The organism is Mesorhizobium sp. 131-3-5 (genome assembly GCF_016756575.1).
Classification (GTDB): Bacteria; Pseudomonadota; Alphaproteobacteria; order Rhizobiales; family Rhizobiaceae; genus Mesorhizobium; species Mesorhizobium jarvisii.
In genome coordinates this window covers 5,454,278-5,469,865 of sequence record NZ_AP023254.1, presented here as the reverse complement: position 1 = coordinate 5,469,865, position 15,588 = coordinate 5,454,278, and the positions used below count along the sequence as shown (strand labels likewise).

The 15,588-nt window shown below is 53.5% G+C and carries 10 protein-coding genes; 7 read left to right on the top strand and 3 right to left on the bottom strand.

Going from position 1 to position 15,588, the window contains the following annotated elements; all coding sequences use genetic code 11:
- The first annotated feature begins 24 nt into the window (after positions 1-24).
- The 7 genes from JG747_RS26865 to JG747_RS26835 all read left to right on the top strand — a co-directional run bounded on the left by JG747_RS26865 (position 25) and on the right by JG747_RS26835 (position 12,022).
- A complete protein-coding gene (locus JG747_RS26865; protein ID WP_202360386.1) occupies positions 25-897 on the top strand; it encodes a lysylphosphatidylglycerol synthase domain-containing protein in 873 nt (290 codons plus the stop codon).
- Positions 894-3,428, top strand: a complete 2,535-nt coding sequence (locus JG747_RS26860) for a hypothetical protein (RefSeq protein WP_202360385.1) — start codon at positions 894-896, stop codon at positions 3,426-3,428. The genes JG747_RS26865 and JG747_RS26860 overlap by 4 nt, the downstream gene beginning before the upstream one ends.
- Positions 3,429-3,665: 237 nt before the next feature.
- Entirely contained in the window at positions 3,666-4,220 is a 555-nt protein-coding gene (locus JG747_RS26855) for a class I SAM-dependent methyltransferase (protein ID WP_084791438.1), read from the top strand.
- Between the two features lie 622 nt (positions 4,221-4,842).
- The gene (locus tag JG747_RS26850; RefSeq protein WP_446720600.1) at positions 4,843-5,850 is read left to right on the top strand and encodes an NAD-dependent epimerase/dehydratase family protein; all 1,008 of its coding nucleotides are present in this window, start codon (positions 4,843-4,845) and stop codon (positions 5,848-5,850) included.
- A 103-nt stretch (positions 5,851-5,953) separates the two neighbouring features.
- On the top strand, positions 5,954-7,888 hold the full coding sequence (locus tag JG747_RS26845; protein WP_202360384.1) for a rhamnan synthesis F family protein: 1,935 nt from the start codon (positions 5,954-5,956) through the stop codon (positions 7,886-7,888).
- Between the two features lie 44 nt (positions 7,889-7,932).
- Entirely contained in the window at positions 7,933-9,846 is a 1,914-nt protein-coding gene (locus JG747_RS26840) for a rhamnan synthesis F family protein (protein ID WP_244748234.1), read from the top strand.
- A 346-nt stretch (positions 9,847-10,192) separates the two neighbouring features.
- Positions 10,193-12,022: a rhamnan synthesis F family protein gene (locus tag JG747_RS26835; RefSeq protein WP_202360383.1), complete on the top strand. Its 1,830-nt coding sequence runs from the start codon at positions 10,193-10,195 to the stop codon at positions 12,020-12,022.
- Positions 12,023-12,116: 94 nt separating this feature from the next.
- Here the strand turns inward: JG747_RS26835 and JG747_RS26830 are convergent, their stop codons facing one another.
- From JG747_RS26830 to JG747_RS26820, 3 genes are all read right to left on the bottom strand, one after another.
- The gene (locus JG747_RS26830; RefSeq protein WP_019857039.1) at positions 12,117-13,325 is read right to left on the bottom strand and encodes a sulfotransferase family protein; all 1,209 of its coding nucleotides are present in this window, start codon (positions 13,323-13,325) and stop codon (positions 12,117-12,119) included.
- Between the two features lie 294 nt (positions 13,326-13,619).
- Positions 13,620-14,321 (bottom strand): ABC transporter ATP-binding protein, encoded by a 702-nt coding sequence (locus JG747_RS26825; RefSeq protein ID WP_010914947.1) that lies wholly within the window; start codon positions 14,319-14,321, stop codon positions 13,620-13,622.
- 5 nt (positions 14,322-14,326) lie between these two features.
- A complete protein-coding gene (locus JG747_RS26820; RefSeq protein WP_236952106.1) occupies positions 14,327-15,214 on the bottom strand; it encodes an ABC transporter permease in 888 nt (295 codons plus the stop codon).
- Positions 15,215-15,588: the final 374 nt, after the last annotated feature.

Sequence of the window (15,588 nt, the reverse complement as noted above, 5' to 3'; positions counted from 1 at the left end):
AAGTCTTTAGTTCGCCTTGGAGCGATGGCCGTCAGTCTCGCGGCGCTCGTCTTCGTGGGGCTGGCGATCCATCGCTCCTTCGGCGATGTGCAACGCCAGTTCGTTTCCCCGCTCTTCTTGATCGCCATATTGGGGTGCGCTGTCGCTTATGCAGTCATTCTGCAACTGGTCGGTATCGCCTGGTACCGGTTCCTGGTTCTCGTCGATGGGGCTTCGTTTGGATTGGGTCGTGCGCTTGCCATTTTTGGACGGATACAGGTTTACAAATACCTGCCGAGCAATGTGATGCATATGGTTGGTCGTTTTGCCCTTGCCCGCAACGCCGGGGCGTCGAACAGAGCGCTTGCCGTTGCCCAAATAGGTGAATTGTCCATCACCGTTCTGGCTGCCGGGGCGTTGGGTGCATTGCTGGCGGGGCCGATTTTCCAAAGCGCGTATCGACAGTATGGTCCACACAATCCTACTTTGACTTTGGGATTGGTCGCCGCCGGTCTTTTGGCGCTTGCGATCGGGATGGGACTATTTTTCCGCTTCAGGATGGCCGACATCGGTGGCAGAGCGCTTGTGGTATGTGCTGAAGCGTTTTTCCTTTATGCACTGTTTTTCATTGGCAATGGGCTGCTGATCGTCGCGCTTTCTAGGACCTTGAACGATACGAGCCATATGGCCGAGTTGATCGGCATAGGAGCGGTGGCCTGGCTCATTGGCTTTGTCGTTCCGGGCGCGCCAGGCGGGCTTGGCGTGCGCGAGGCCGTTCTGATCATGGGGCTTGCTGCCGCGGGTCTGCCGGCCCCATCGGCCACCGCGGTTGCCCTCGGCAACCGGCTTGTCACCGTTCTTGGGGATTGCCTGGTCGCCTTGGTAGAGTTGGCTATCCGAAAAGGGAAAAGCGCATGACGCGGCAAATGACGGCGACATCCGTGCAAGACACCCATATGCCGGACCGGGTTCCGCTTTTGCGACACATCATTTCGATGGTGCTTCTTTTCGCTCTTGTCCTGGGGATCGTGGGCGTGAATCCTTTTCGGCAAACGCTGGCGCCGATGGATCTGCTGTTGGCCTATCCAGGATGGGACAATGCCGGGATCGACACTCCACTTGTCAACATAGAGCGTTCCGACGCATTGGATCATCGGCTGCCAAACTGGCGGGAGTTCAGGCGAGAGTTGCGGGAAGGGCATATCCCACTATGGAACCCCCTCCATCAACTCGGTGCGGCTGGCATCCAGGCACCGATTTATGAAGGCCTTTCAATACCTTTTTTAGTTTATGCCCTCACGCCGAACGAGGCTATGGGTTACACGTTCGCAATTCTGTCGAATTATCTCCTGGCTGCTTTCGGCGCCTATTTTCTGTTGTTTTTCATGTTCGGAAATCGTGTGGCCGCGGTTTTTGGTGCCATGGTATTTGCATTTTGCGGTTTCAACATCGCCTGGGCACATTGGCCGCACGTGACGACCGGCGCTCTAATTCCATGGGTGCTCGCTACCCAACTTCGATATTGGCAAACAGGCCGTTTGAGTTGGGCCTTGGGGTTCTCCTTCAGCGTGGCCCTGATGGCCCTGGGCGGCTTTCCATTTGTTGCCCTCCTTGGAACCCTCTCATCTCTGACACTGGCGGTCATACTCCTCTGGACCGAACTCTGGAGCGCCGGCATCAACCAGCTTGCGATCAGGCGAGCTATGGGGCTGGGATGCGCAGGTATTGCCGGTGCGTTCCTCGCCCTTCCAGGTCTCTTGCAAGTCAAGGGCATTCTAGGTTCAACTGATCTATCGAGCCGAACAGGTGGAACGTGGTTCACGCCCTACGATATCATTTATATGTTCGGCTTCGACTTTGTGAATCATTTCCGCGTTGAGCGCATCTTTTCGGCTGGAGCACCTGCCGCTCTCCTTGCTCTTCTTGCACTATGTCTTATTTTTAAGTTTCCTAATCGGTTTGCTTTTTTTGGGCTAATCGTGGCAATATTCATGCTGGCGACTGTTTTTGGGGCGGCGCCCGCCGAGTTAGTGGAGGCAATTCCGGGGTTTGGCTTCAATGCATGGAGCAGAGGGTCAATATTATTCGGAGTGTCGGCAGCTATATTGTCGTCTTACTCACTCTCAATCATATTACCTTCTATGGAGTCTGTATCGCCTTTAAAAATTAATTCGTCTTATAAATTGCATACAGTGCTATTTCTGTGTGTATTGCAGGCAATTAATCTAGGATATTGGTTCAGGCAGTATAATGCGAGACCTGATATCGATACGTTCTTTCCAATCACTCCATCTTTATCCTATGTTTTATCTAAGATTTTGCCGGGTCAAAGTGTTGTAGCGGATAACAGCTTTCATGTATCTGGTTTTCTATCAAATTATGGATTGCCAGAGTTATTTGCTCATGGCTTTCGTACCGATGCTCAAAGAAAGATAATCGCGGACATATTGCCTTCCTTTCAGACAACATACACGGCATCAGTCATTCAATGCTCCGACATTAATTTCTCCAGCCGAGACATTACCTACGCCGCGATCCGTTTCCTCCTTATTAAAGACAACTGTGTCGACTTGGATTACGAAACCGCTGGCACGGGTCAGCGAGCTACTCTCCCTCTTAACAGCGGTGCCCTTAACGGTGACTTGTTAATCGACAAGTCCATGAACGCTACGAATGTACAGGTGCTGCTCGCAACCTATGATCAGGATTTCGCCCCTTCTGCAGTGACGCTTGATCTTTACCGGGATGCACTCCTCGTAGCCCATGCTGAATTGCCCCCGGAGGCGATACGCAACAACCAATTCGCCACCTTTCGTTTCAATCAAGATATCCCTCTTACGGCCGGAACCTATCGGTACGTCATTTCAATGATCAAGCCGGATAGCGAGAAGCCGCTCAGTGCATGGGCCTTCGAAACCGCTGGAGGAGCAACTTATCAAATTGGGTCGAGTGTATTTCCCGGCATGCCAATGATTAAGATTGGCGACAGGGTTCGTACTCCACGGAATTTCTCGACGGCGTCGGTAGAGCCGGGCATTAGCGTTATCGAAAATCATGCGGTTTCAGGTTCGGCCTATTATGTGAATGATTTGAGCGGACAACCGGACGCGGATTTTGGCCCTGTGCACCTTGCGACATATCGACCGGATGACCTGACGGTGGAATATTCGGGCGCAACCCATGGATGGGTCGTTTTCCCAATTCGCATCAATGAGGATTGGCGAGCCACGCTGGATGGAAAGCCTGTGGAATTGAAGAAGTTTCTGGAGTTTTTTCCCGCTGTGGAGGTGAGCGGACGAAGCAAGATTCGTTTCTATTACGATAGCAGTCACTTGCTGAAAACGCTGGAGCTTTGCATTGCTGGTTTTGCAGCATCAGTCATTCTCCTAATCGTGGTAAATCGCAGAACCTCTGGGTCCCAAACGGGTTCTTTGAATGCGGCTGAATGAGCATCGGACTAACGGGCGGCGGAATATGCTTCGCCCCCCTGGCTCAGGGCGTTAGTCTAAACCACGACCTGGTGAGTGATATTACACCACCGCCGGGGACGCGATTCCAACCGAATATGCAGCAGCGACTCTTGACGTTTTTTGTGATGTCAGTTCATTGCCGGACTGTCTGAAGCAGGTAATGTTTGATGACAACAGGGCAAGTTTTGCGACACTCGATATAGGAGGAATTGGGTTTTGGCGGATCAAGCGTCGCAGGGAATATTTTCTCCCGCCCTTCGTTTGGCGAGGATAACCAAGGCTCGGCCTTGGTTGCGTGGCGACACACTTGACGTCGGGTGCGGAAGCGGAGCGCTCGCCTCGTTCGTTGAGGTGGATCAATATTTCGGATACGACTACGATGCGGATTCGGTCGAGTTGGCTCGCCAGTCCTATCCAAAACACCAATTCGGCACTGTACTTCCTGAAGGCCGGCGATTTGACACAGTCATTGCTCTTGCATTGCTGGAGCATCTCGAGGATCCAGCAGATCATCTCAATGAGTGGCGATCGCTTCTTGCTCCGGGCGGTCGCATTGTATTGACAACGCCGCACAAAGCATTCCGGAGGGTTCACGATCTGGGGGCCGCAGTTCGTCTATTCAGCCCAGACGCTGCCGACGAGCATGAGGAAATGTTCGATCGGACTTCGCTAGCGAAGTTGGGCAAAACTTGTGGCATGCGTCTGTCTCATTATGAGCGATTTTTGCTGTGGGCCAATCAGCTGGCAGTCTTCGAGCCGGTTCCCGATTAACTGAATAACGCTGGATTCCAACCGGCAGGTAGAATTACCGCGTTTACACCCAACACGATGCGCAACAATTCGTGTTCCAAGTTGGGTATCTATAGTTCGTGAAAGCTGGGAGGCCGTCGCCCAGTCGCCAAAATGTGAACATTTGTGGGGCGGCAGAGCCATGACGCTGGCGACGACGCGAACCAAATCAATGCAACTGTCATGCCGAGTATGTCGTGAAACGCAGCAAAAGGCAGCACGTCTTTAGCCCACAAGCCGCCTAAAACGAGCAGATAGCGGACAGCTTTTGATTTTTGCCCTCACCACTTCCTGCGTTAGTGCGACCGCAGTACCTATCCGCCAACAGTGTCGCCACCATTCACCATCCATCGCTGGTGAAGGTTTGAATTTGACATTTGAGAAACAGCCCTGCGTAAAGCAGGGCTCAAAACCTCAAATTCACTCACCAGAGCGGATGCCGAACTTGACGTGTGAATCCCGATCCAGCTGGAGCTGGACCTCTTTTGTCTATTCAAATGGGATCGACGCTGATAACGAACGGCCAAGTCAATGAAACGGGAATGCTATCTGAATGTCTAAAACATGCGTGGTGACGGGCGGAGCTGGATTCATTGGATGCGCGTTGTCCGCCAAATTGGCAAACCGTTTCGATCGCGTGGTTGTCATCGACAGTTTGCATCCGCAGATCCACGCAGAGCGAAAGCGTCCCGCCGACCTTGATCCGCGCGTTGAACTCGTGGTTGCCGATGTGACCGAGGCCTCGACCTGGCCGCAGGCACTGGAAACCATCCGACCTGAAGTTGTGGTGCATCTAGCTGCCGAAACGGGCACGGGTCAGTCGCTCACGGAGGCCTCTCGCCACGCAATAGCAAATGTTCTTGGCACCACCCGCATGTTGGATGCTTTCGCCACGGCATCGCACGTTCCTGAGCGTTTTGTCCTGGCTTCGAGCCGCGCGGTCTATGGAGAAGGGGCATGGCGGTCCAGGAAAACAGGCGAGATAACGTATCCCGGTCAGAGATCGAAACAGCAGCTCGAACGCGCGGAGTGGGATTTTGCCGGGCTCGAACCTCTGCCGATGGACGCGGTAACAACGATACCGAACCCAACCAGCATCTACGGAGCAACGAAACTAACCCAGGAACAGATATTGCGGGCTTGGGCCCTTTCGTTCGGAACAGCTGTCAACGTGCTTCGGCTTCAGAACGTATATGGTCCTGGCCAATCGCTGACCAACAGCTACACGGGAATCGTGTCGTTGTTCATCAGGATGGCGAAGGAAGGCAAGAGCATCCCGGTCTATGAGGACGGGGATATCGGACGCGACTTCGTCTTCATCGATGATGTGGCGTCGGCTCTCGACAAGGCCACGGCCACGGATCTGTCACAGTCGCTCGCCTATGATGTCGGCACCGGGTCCAAGACCACGGTTCTTGACCTGGCAAGGATCGTCGCAAAAAGATACGGGGCGCCGGAACCGCACGTCAACGGCATGTTCCGCAACGGCGACGTTCGCTGCGCTGTCGCCAACATCGACAGGACGGTGCGCGAACTGGAATGGCGACCTTTGAAAAGCGTAGACGAGGGGATCGGTCAGCTTTCCGAGTGGATCGATTCACAAATTGGCTAGAATTATGAGATCGTGACAAGGGAAGCGTTCTGCCGTCGAAAATGCTTCCATGGGAGACGTGGTCCCTATACCACGTGGATGTGATATTTGCAGGGACTTGGCGATGCGGCGTGCGGCGATATTTTTCTTCTATGACGAACGCGGCCAGGTTGATGACTATATATTCTACCTTCTAGAACAATTGCGGCCATTCGTGGAGACGATTATTTTTGTCTCAAACGGGGCAATTTCAAAATCATCGGAAGTCTCACTGCGATCCACGGTTGACGAAACTATCATCCGCGAGAATACAGGATTTGACGTTGGGGCGTATCGCCAAGGGCTCGAGTTCATCGGTTACGACAAGCTCGGCGATTATGATGAAATCCTTTTGCTTAACCACACATTCTACGGACCTGTTTTTCCGTTCTCGGAAATGTTTTCGGAAATGGAACGCCGGGACTGCGATTTTTGGGGCATATCCGGTCACAGGGAAATGGCGCCCAATCCTTTCACCGGGCAAGGGAGCTTGGCTGGCCATCTAAATTCTCATTTCATCGCGATAAGAAGGGCGATGCTTATCTCGATCGCTTTCCGGAATTATTGGGAAAGCATGCCGCCAATTAAAGACTATAAAGACTCGGTGTTGATTCACGAGTCACGTTTTACCAGATTTTTTGAAGATCTTGGATATTCATCTTCGGTATATGTTGAATCGGATGTATACACGTCGAAATATCCGATATTCATTGAAGTCGATGAGACTGTTGCCAACAGGAATCCAATCTTAAAGAGGCGGCTTTTCTTTAATGACCCGATTTTTTTGGAGCAGAATGGCATCGATTTGCCGCGTGCTTTGCGGATGCTCAAAGAGAGATCGGACTACGACCTCAATCTGATTTGGCGCAATGTCCTGCGCTCTTCGGAATTGAGAATCCTCAACACCAACGCGGCGCTGATGAGTGTCTTGCCGGACAAGCGGATTAAAGGCGACGGTACTGCTGCCGACTATGGCAAGATCGCTGTCTGCGCGCATATCTACTACACCGATATGCTCGACGAGATACTGGGCCTGACCGGCAATATCCCGGTACCCTATGATTTCATTGCCACCACGAATACGCCGGAAAAAAAAGCCGAAATCGAAACCGTTTTGGCGAAACGCCCTGGCGTGAAGAACGTCATCGTCCGCGTGGTCGAGCAGAACCGCGGCCGTGACATGTCCTCGCTTTTCATCTCCTTGCGAGATCTGCTTGTCGACGATCGCTATGACCTTGTTTGTCGCCTGCATACAAAAAAATCGCCTCAAGTGCAGTCGTCGATGGGTAACCTGTTCAAGCGGCATATGGTTGACAATCTGCTGCATAGCCGTGGCTACGTGCACAACGTGTTGGATATGTTTCTCGACAATCCTTCGGTCGGCCTGGCCATTCCGCCTATCTTTCATATCTCCTATCCGACAATGGGGTTCTCGTGGTTTGCCAACAAGCCAAAGGTTGAGGAAACCGCGCGGCTTTTGAATATCGACGTCAAGTTCGATGAGAGCACTCCGGTGGCTGCCTATGGCACCATGTTCTGGTTCCGGCCACGCGCCTTGCGCAAAATGTTCGAACACAGGTGGAAATGGGAGGAGTTCAATGCCGAGCCGGATCATGTCGACGGCGGCTTCGCCCATGCGCTGGAGCGGCTGATCGCCTACGCGGTTCAGGATGCTGGATATACAACGCAGCACATTATGTGCGCGCATCAGGCGGAGCACAACTACACCATGCTGGAGTTCAAGCTGCAAAAGCTCGCCAGCTTCATGCCATCAGGCGACTTCCCTTGGCAGAGTCATCTGTTGTCCGAGTGGAAGAAGGCCGGCTATCCCTTGGGAAGCCATGTATCGGCCACTGCGGCACCAATGCCGACGTCGGTGAAGCATTCTCTGGCTGAACTCAATTTGGCCGTCAAAAGCTCTTTGAGGTTCAGGGCGCCTATCCTGTTCAAAGCACTAAGACCGATCTATCGCGGCACGAGGGCGGTTTTGAAACCGAACTCTCGGCGTAGTGGCGGATGATGGCGGGCATCAGACAGGTTCACGGTCTAGTCAGGAGCATCAAGGTGCGTCGTATTGCCGTATTTTCTCTCTACAACGAGCATGGAATTGCCGATGACTATGTCATCTTCCTCCTCGAAAAGCTGCGCGAGTTTGTCGAGAGGATTGTTGTCGTATCCAATGGAAATCTTTCCAAGCTTTCGGAAATAGCAATCAAAGCCAGCTGCGATCAGCTTCTGGTCCGGGAGAACGTGGGATTTGATGTATGGGGATACAAGACCGGTATTGACGCTGTCGGCTTTGACGCTCTTTCCGAGTATGATGAACTTATCCTGCTGAATGACACCTGCTACGGGCCTCTTTTCCCGTTTTCGGAGATGTTTTCGGAAATGGAGCGCCGGAATTGTGATTTCTGGGGCAGCGCTGCCCATTCGAAAGTGACGCCAAATCCGTTTACCGGAACAGGCCATCTGCCCCGCCACCTCACAGCAAACTTCATTGCTGTCCGCGAGAAGATGCTGAAATCACGTGCCTTCAAAACATATTGGGAAAATCTGCCGGCGATCAAAACTTACATCGATGCGATCATGCTTCACGAGTCGCAGTTTACCAAGCATTTTACAGATCTTGGCTACTCGGCGGAAGCGTATGTCGATCCGGATAAGTATGGTTCGCAATATCCGGCGTTTATTAACGTTGATGAGACGATCATCAATCGCTTTCCCTTGCTAAAGCGACGTCCGTTTTTTCATGATCCGACGTTTTTGAATGCTCAAGGCATTGATTTGCCGCGCGCTTTGCGAGTTCTTGAAGAGACATCCGACTACGATCTCAATCTGATTTGGCGCAATGTCCTGCGCACTTCGGAATTGAGGAATCTAAACACCAATGCCGCACTGATGAGCGTTTTGCCCGATGAGCGAGCCAAAGACGGCGACGCTCCTTCCGACTACGGCAAGATCGCTGTCTGCGCGCATATTTACTACACCGATATGCTGGAAGAGATACTGGCGCTGACCGGCAACATCCCGGTGCCCTATGATTTCATTGCCACCACGGATACGCCGGAAAAAAGGGCCGAGATTGAAGCCACACTGGCAAAACGCCCTGGCGTGAAGAACGTCATCGTCCGCATCGTCGAGAAAAATCGCGGTCGTGACATGTCCTCGCTTTTCATTTCCTTGCGCGATCTGCTTGTCGATGACGGCTATGATCTTGTCTGCCGCCTGCATACAAAAAAGTCGCTTCACGTGCAGGCGTCGAGAAGCAACCTGTTCAAGCGGCATATGCTTGAGAATTTGCTGAATACGCGTGGCTATGTCCACAACGTGTTGGACATGTTTCACGACAATCCGTCAGTCGGACTGGCCGTTCCGCCTGTCGTTCATATTTCCTATCCGACCATGGGGCACGCATGGTTGTTCAACAAGCCAAAGGTTGAGGAAACCGCACGGCTTTTGAATATCAAGGTCAAGTTCGATCAGGACACCCCGGTGGCTGCCTATGGCACCATGTTCTGGTTCCGGCCACGCGCCCTGCGCAAAATCTTCGAACACAAGTGGAAATGGGAAGACTTCAATGCCGAGCCAAATGATGTTGACGGCGGCTTGGCCCATGTGCTGGAGCGGCTGATCGCCTACGCGGCTCAGGATGCCGGATATACCACGCGGCACATCATGTGCGCGCATCAGGCGGCGCACAACTACACCATGCTGGAGTTCAAGCTGCAAAAACTTGCCAGCCTGATGCCGTCGGGCGACTTCCCGTGGCAGTGCCATTTGTTGTCTGAGTGGAAGAAGGCCGGTTATCCCGTGGCAAACCATCTACCGCCCGCTGCGTCATCGTCGCAGACGTCGGTAACGTCAGTGAAGCGCTCTCTGGGTAAACTCAATTTGGCCATTAAAAACTCTCTGTGGTTCAGAGCGCCTACCCTGTTCAAAATATTGAGACCGATCTATCGAGCTGTGGCCAAGCCCTAAATCAAACTCCAGGCATGGCGAAACGCTGTGCGCTTTTTCCTGGAAGGCTGGCATCATTTGGCAAGCCGCATGTCGGCGTCGTGTAGAAGATCGCATGTGGCCGGCCTTTTTTGGCGGCACCGAATGGTTTAATGGGTGCGGTCGACGTCCTGCCAGATGGTGCCATTCCAACCAGCGGTCTTGGAATACCTGTTTTTCAACGCTATCACGGGCATCGAGGGCGCAACCTGGAAACACCGCCTCTCGATGATGTTTGCGTGGCAGGATGTGGTTCGGTGCCGCCGGCGATCCCATATCGGAGCGTTCTAATTCTAAGTGCCATCTGCACCAGAGAGAGATTAGGTCGATGAGGCGCCTGGCAATCGCATTTTATTACGATCAAGAAGGCAAGATAGATGAGTATTATTTTCACCTGATTGCATCGATAAGGCCCTTTGTTGAAAAACTGCTGGTCGTTTGCAACGGTCCGGTAGACGACGAGGCCCGATCTCGCCTTTCTGACGCTACCGACAGCTTTCTAATCAGGGAAAACAAGGGGTTCGATGTCTGGGCCTATCGGGCTGCCCTCGAACATATCGGGTGGGATGAGCTTTCACACTTCGACGAGATATTGTTTTTCAACCACACTTTCTACGGGCCGATCTTCCCCTTTTCCGAAATGTTTTCGGAGATGGACCAACGTCACTGTGACTTTTGGGGAATCTCCGCCCACAAGGCGATAAGGCCCAATCCGATCGACGTCAGAAAATCGGAACTGCCCTTCCATCTCAATTCCCATTTCATCGCAGTGCGGCGGTCCTTGCATCAGTCGAAGTCGTTTCGTGACTATTGGACCCGGATGGTGTCCATCAACTCCTATATGGAGTCAGTTGCGAAGCACGAGACGGTGTTCACAGCGCATTTTCAGGCTTTGGGCTACACCTGTTCGGTATTGCTCGATCCGGAACGATACAGGACGCCATACCCGGTTTTCATGGAGCCGGACAAAACGCTGGAGGACCGGAGCCCGATACTGAAGCGTCGCCTCTTTTTTCACGACACGCTGTCCCTCGAGCGCGCGGCCATCAACCTGCCGCGTGCCTTGGAGATCGTAGAAAACCAATCTGATTATGATTTGTCGCTGATATGGAAAAGCGTTGGCCGCTTGGGCTCGCCTCGTACGCTAAATGGCAATGCCGCGTTGCTCTCCGTCCTGCCGGACATCCATATTGGCGCGCAAAGGAATTGGGACGATTATCGGATAGCAGTTCTTGCGCATGTGTATCACGTTGACATGATCGATGAGGTTCTCGGCTATGCCGAAAACGTGCCGAAAGGCTACGATCTGATCGTCACGACCGACAATGCCAACAAGCAGGCATTGATTCAGCAAGCAGTCGCGAAGGCGACGAACGCCAGGAATGCGGTCGTCCTGGTCGTCCGGAACGATGGCAGGGACACTTCCGCCCTTCTTGTCGGTTGCCGGGACTATGTACTCGAGGATCGGTACGACTTGATCTGCCGGATCCATTCCAAGCGATCTCCCCAAGACGGCCCGAGGGGAGAGTTGTTTAAACTCCACACTTTTGAAAACCTTCTTCATACGCCTGGATATGTCTCGAATTTGCTTGAACTCTTTGCCAACAATCCAGTGCTTGGTCTCGTCATGCCGCCGTTGGTTCATATTGGGTATCCGACCATTGGAAATTCATGGGCTGGCAACAAAGCCAACGTAGCGAAGCTTGCCCGACAGTTGGGTTTGATCGTGCATCTGGATGATAGTACACCTGTCGCGCCTTACGGTGGGATGTACTGGTTTCGTCCTGCAGCTCTAAGGAAGCTTTTCGAAGAAAAGTGGGGCTGGAACGATTTTGCCAATATGGATTATCGGGATGGAAGTTTGGTCCACGCCATAGAGCGGATCATAGCCTATGTTGCAATCGACGCCGGCTATACCTTCCGGCACGTGATGACTGCCGGGCATGCTGCTCACAACTACGTAATGCTGGAGGCTAAATTGCAAGCCCTATGCGAGAACGGAGCTCCGGCGGAATTTGGAAACTATGGAGTGGTAAGATCCTTTCGTGGCCTCATCTTCTCGATCAAGAGATCGATTGTAGCCAGATCGCCATTAGCGTTCAGGATTCTCAGGCCACTCTATCGCGGCCTACGAAGGATAATCGCGTTCGGGGATTAGCCAGATCGCGATACAGCAAACTGAGCTCTCTTACGTGGGCAAAGTCGCGCGTGAGGGGCTCCAAGTACCTCGCGCGTTACCGTCCGCGCCCGCATCAGCCACGGGCGAACAGACCACGTATCAGTCGCAAAGGTGCGGTCAGCCGCCAACTGCGCGACGTGAGTATCGCGTCGCGCTCATTGGCGATGCCGATTATGTCCCGCAGGAGAGCATCGCGTTCGGCGATTAAGCTAGCTTGGGCATTTACGAGGGCATCCCGTTCAGCGATTAAGCTGGCTTGGGCGTTTACGAGGGCATCCCGTTCAGCGATCAGAGTGTCGCGAGTTCCGACGAGGGCATCACGTTCGTCCGCCAAGCCGCGGATTTCAACGGATTGCTGTTCCAGAAAGCTCGCAAGCCTCGAATTCTCTTGACGGACCTGCTCTGTCTCGGTGCTGCGCGCGCTGAGTTCACCACGCAATTGCGCAACCGCCAATTCCTCCGTCGCCATGGCTACCGAAAATGTTTCGCATGCTTCGTCGAATCTCGTCCGCATAATATCCAGCTGAGCAAGCAAGCCATTGTCTTCATCCCCGGCGGCGATTGTGGTCAGAATTTGATAGGTCTCGCGGACCAGCGACGTAACATCCGGATGATTATGCACATCTTCGAGCGTGGACCTTTCATGATAAAGGTCTGTCGTCAGAAACTGCTCGATCTTGACGTCCGACTGGTCGGGCTGAGCAGGCCAGACGACACCTGTTTTTTCAGCTGCGCGGTCAATATGCTTTCGCCAGTCGACCAGGAACCCTTCATATGACAGAATATATCGCGGCATGTGTCGTGAATGATATTCAGCTTCGAGCACATGCCTGAGCCACAACAGCAGGGACTCTGGCAGTGTGATTTTGTCTCGCCGGTGCAGCGAATATGCGACCTCAAGAGGATTGCGTACCGGCAGAAGGGCGACAGGGCTGACATTCATTTCGTCCAAGATCGACGACATGAACGGAACAAATCTGCATGTCCGCGGGTCTTTGATAACGATCAAGGGTTCGTCACCGAACTCGTCGATGAGCAGCTGTTTTATTTTCTGACGACACGGCTCTGTTGCCTTTGAGTTCATCCTTTGCTGATCGAGTTGACGCCAGTCAAGCCAGGACGAGCCTGCTAATGCGAGCAGTTCGTCGTGGGCAAGGGCAAGGGGCGCGCTCTCGAAGAATCCGCGCGGATTGGCCGCGTGCGACGGCAGCGGGGTCTTCGGGCCGGCTGCTCCCAGTGCATTGATTACACCCCCAAGCGCCGAGGTTCCGCTCCTGTGCATTCCCAGGATTAAGATGGCTTGACGCCTCGGTCCCTGTGGCAATCCGGCTGTTGGGGTTATCACATTGAAGGTGCTTTTCGGTCCGGTTGGTCAACGTTCAGTACGCTTAGACCAGGCTCTATCAAAGCGTCAATTCTATGAAGATCGCATGCGGGGCTGACAGGGTGCACCCGATCTCTGTTGTTCGGCCGTGACTTCGCCAGTGGTTTTGGACCGTTGAAGGCCTGCGGAAAAGGAGGATGCTACGACTATCGTGCCCTCGCTCGACCTCGATATCGAATATCGCGAGACGCCTTAAGCCAGCGACTCCACCCGGCCAGCCCGAAGTGTGAGTTTCTTCGTGCAGACCCGCCGGATGAGCGCATCGTCGTGGCTTGCCAACACGATGATGCCGGCCTTTTCCGCCAGTTCGTCCATGCGTCGCTTGGCTTTTTCCTGGAACGACGCGTCACCGGCGCCAATCCATTCATCCATCAGCAGGATTTCAGGCTCGAGAGTGGTCGCTGCTGCAAACGCCAAACGTGCCGCCATGCCTTGGCTGTACGCCTTGAACGGCAGGTCGATGAAGTCGCCCAGTTCGCTGAAATCGATTATTTCTTCCATTTTCTCTTCGATCTCGGCCGCCGTCCAACCACTGATCAACCCTCTCAGCACGATGTTTCTGCGCCCGGTGGCCTCGGGACGAAACCCTATGTGGATGTTGAACAGGGCATCGACTTTGCCGGTGATCGATATCGTACCACCCGATGGCTGGTAGATTCCGTATAGAACCTTGAGCAGGGTGGTCTTGCCGGCGCCATTCGGGCCGACAAGCCCTAACCGGTCGCCCGCCTTGAGCTCGAAGCTGACACCGTCGAGCGCCTGCACGACCTGTTTGGTGCCCGACTTGGCTATATTGCCGCCGAGAGCGCTCCGACGCCGGCCGGGCGCCGAAAGCGTCAACTTTTCAAACAGTCGATAGACGAGGCTGACATTGTTCAGTGTGATGGAGGTCATGGAACTCAGATCAGGAAAACGATGCGCTTGCGATAAAGGCCCAGCAGCAGCAGCGCAATAGCCCAGAGGCCGAGGCAGAAATAACCTGTCACCGCCAAGGAATGCCCCGGAAATATGCCCGCCGTGATCGGCTCGCGCACGCCCTCCAGGAAATAGGTGAACGGGTTCCAGTGATAGGCATATTCTTGAACGCCCTCTTGCCCACTATAGACCCAGAAGACCGGCGTGAAGAACATGCCCACCCGCATCAGGTTGCCAACGATGAATTCGCTATCGGGAAAGAATGCGCCCAGGAACGCAAAAACCACTACAAATGCAGGGGTTGCCAGGATGAGGAGCAACAATCCCACCAAGGACAGCAGCCAGTTTGTGTTGATTCCGTAACCGCTCAAAAGCAGAATGAGAACGCAACCCGCCAGCGAATAACCAGCTCGAATGATGCATTGCATCGTCAACCGCATCACATACACGAACAACGGCAGCGTCGTGCCCTGAATGAAGCTCGCTTCGCGTTGGAAGAGAGACACGCTCATGGTGATGGTCTCGGTAAGATAGAACCACACCAGCATGCCGATGGCCACATAGGCTATATAGCTTGGGTTGCTTGCGTCCTTGGTCACGAAAACAAAGGCAAATGTGCCGACGAAAGCGAAATAGTTGACCAGCATCCAAAGCGGGCCGAGCGTCGTGCGTCTGTGCTGGTCGCCGATGTCCTCATGGGCAAGCGCGATCCAGACTCGGTGTAATCTCATGGCTTTTGAGATGTCGTCAAAAGCGCCGTTTAGTGCCGCAATCATAGCTGGGAATATCGCAATCCGTTGTTCTGGCGCATTGTCCTTCGCTGGCCATGGCGAACCACCACACCCATCTCTAATAGCCATTTCGACGGGCATATGGCAACGCATTGCGTCGTAACGAGGTCAAGAGCAGAGTCAACTGCGGCAAAACTGGGCACGTGCTGATACCGTGCGGTTTCTTTGTTAGCTGAGACTAATATCAGGCTCGCGGCAATCACCCAAGAATGATGCACCACGCTTCTCCATTGACCGTCCGCTCTTGCCGAAAAAACCTCTGGCTATGACTTCGAGCCCACAGTATGCGATACAAAGCGACGGGCCGGAAATCGCGCTTTGAGAAAACTGAACGGCCATGAGCGATTTTCGTGTTCGCACTTTGCTGGTGTTCACGTCCACGAGCCTGGAGCCTGGTGCCATCCGATGAAGCTGGAATCTGTATTCGGACTTCGGCCACGGATGCGCCTCGCCTT

Bases quoted from the DNA above. Each gene is read 5' to 3' on its own strand.
- JG747_RS26865 (WP_202360386.1), top strand. From the start codon at position 25: ATGGCCGTCAGTCTCGCGGCGCTCGTCTTCGTGGGGCTGGCGATCCAT.
- JG747_RS26860 (WP_202360385.1), top strand. From the start codon at position 894: ATGACGCGGCAAATGACGGCGACATCCGTGCAAGACACCCATATGCCG.
- JG747_RS26845 (WP_202360384.1), top strand. From the start codon at position 5,954: ATGCGGCGTGCGGCGATATTTTTCTTCTATGACGAACGCGGCCAGGTT.
- JG747_RS26835 (WP_202360383.1), top strand. From the start codon at position 10,193: ATGAGGCGCCTGGCAATCGCATTTTATTACGATCAAGAAGGCAAGATA.
- JG747_RS26830 (WP_019857039.1), bottom strand. From the start codon at position 13,325: ATGCACAGGAGCGGAACCTCGGCGCTTGGGGGTGTAATCAATGCACTG.
- JG747_RS26825 (WP_010914947.1), bottom strand. From the start codon at position 14,321: ATGACCTCCATCACACTGAACAATGTCAGCCTCGTCTATCGACTGTTT.
- JG747_RS26820 (WP_236952106.1), bottom strand. From the start codon at position 15,214: ATGCCCGTCGAAATGGCTATTAGAGATGGGTGTGGTGGTTCGCCATGG.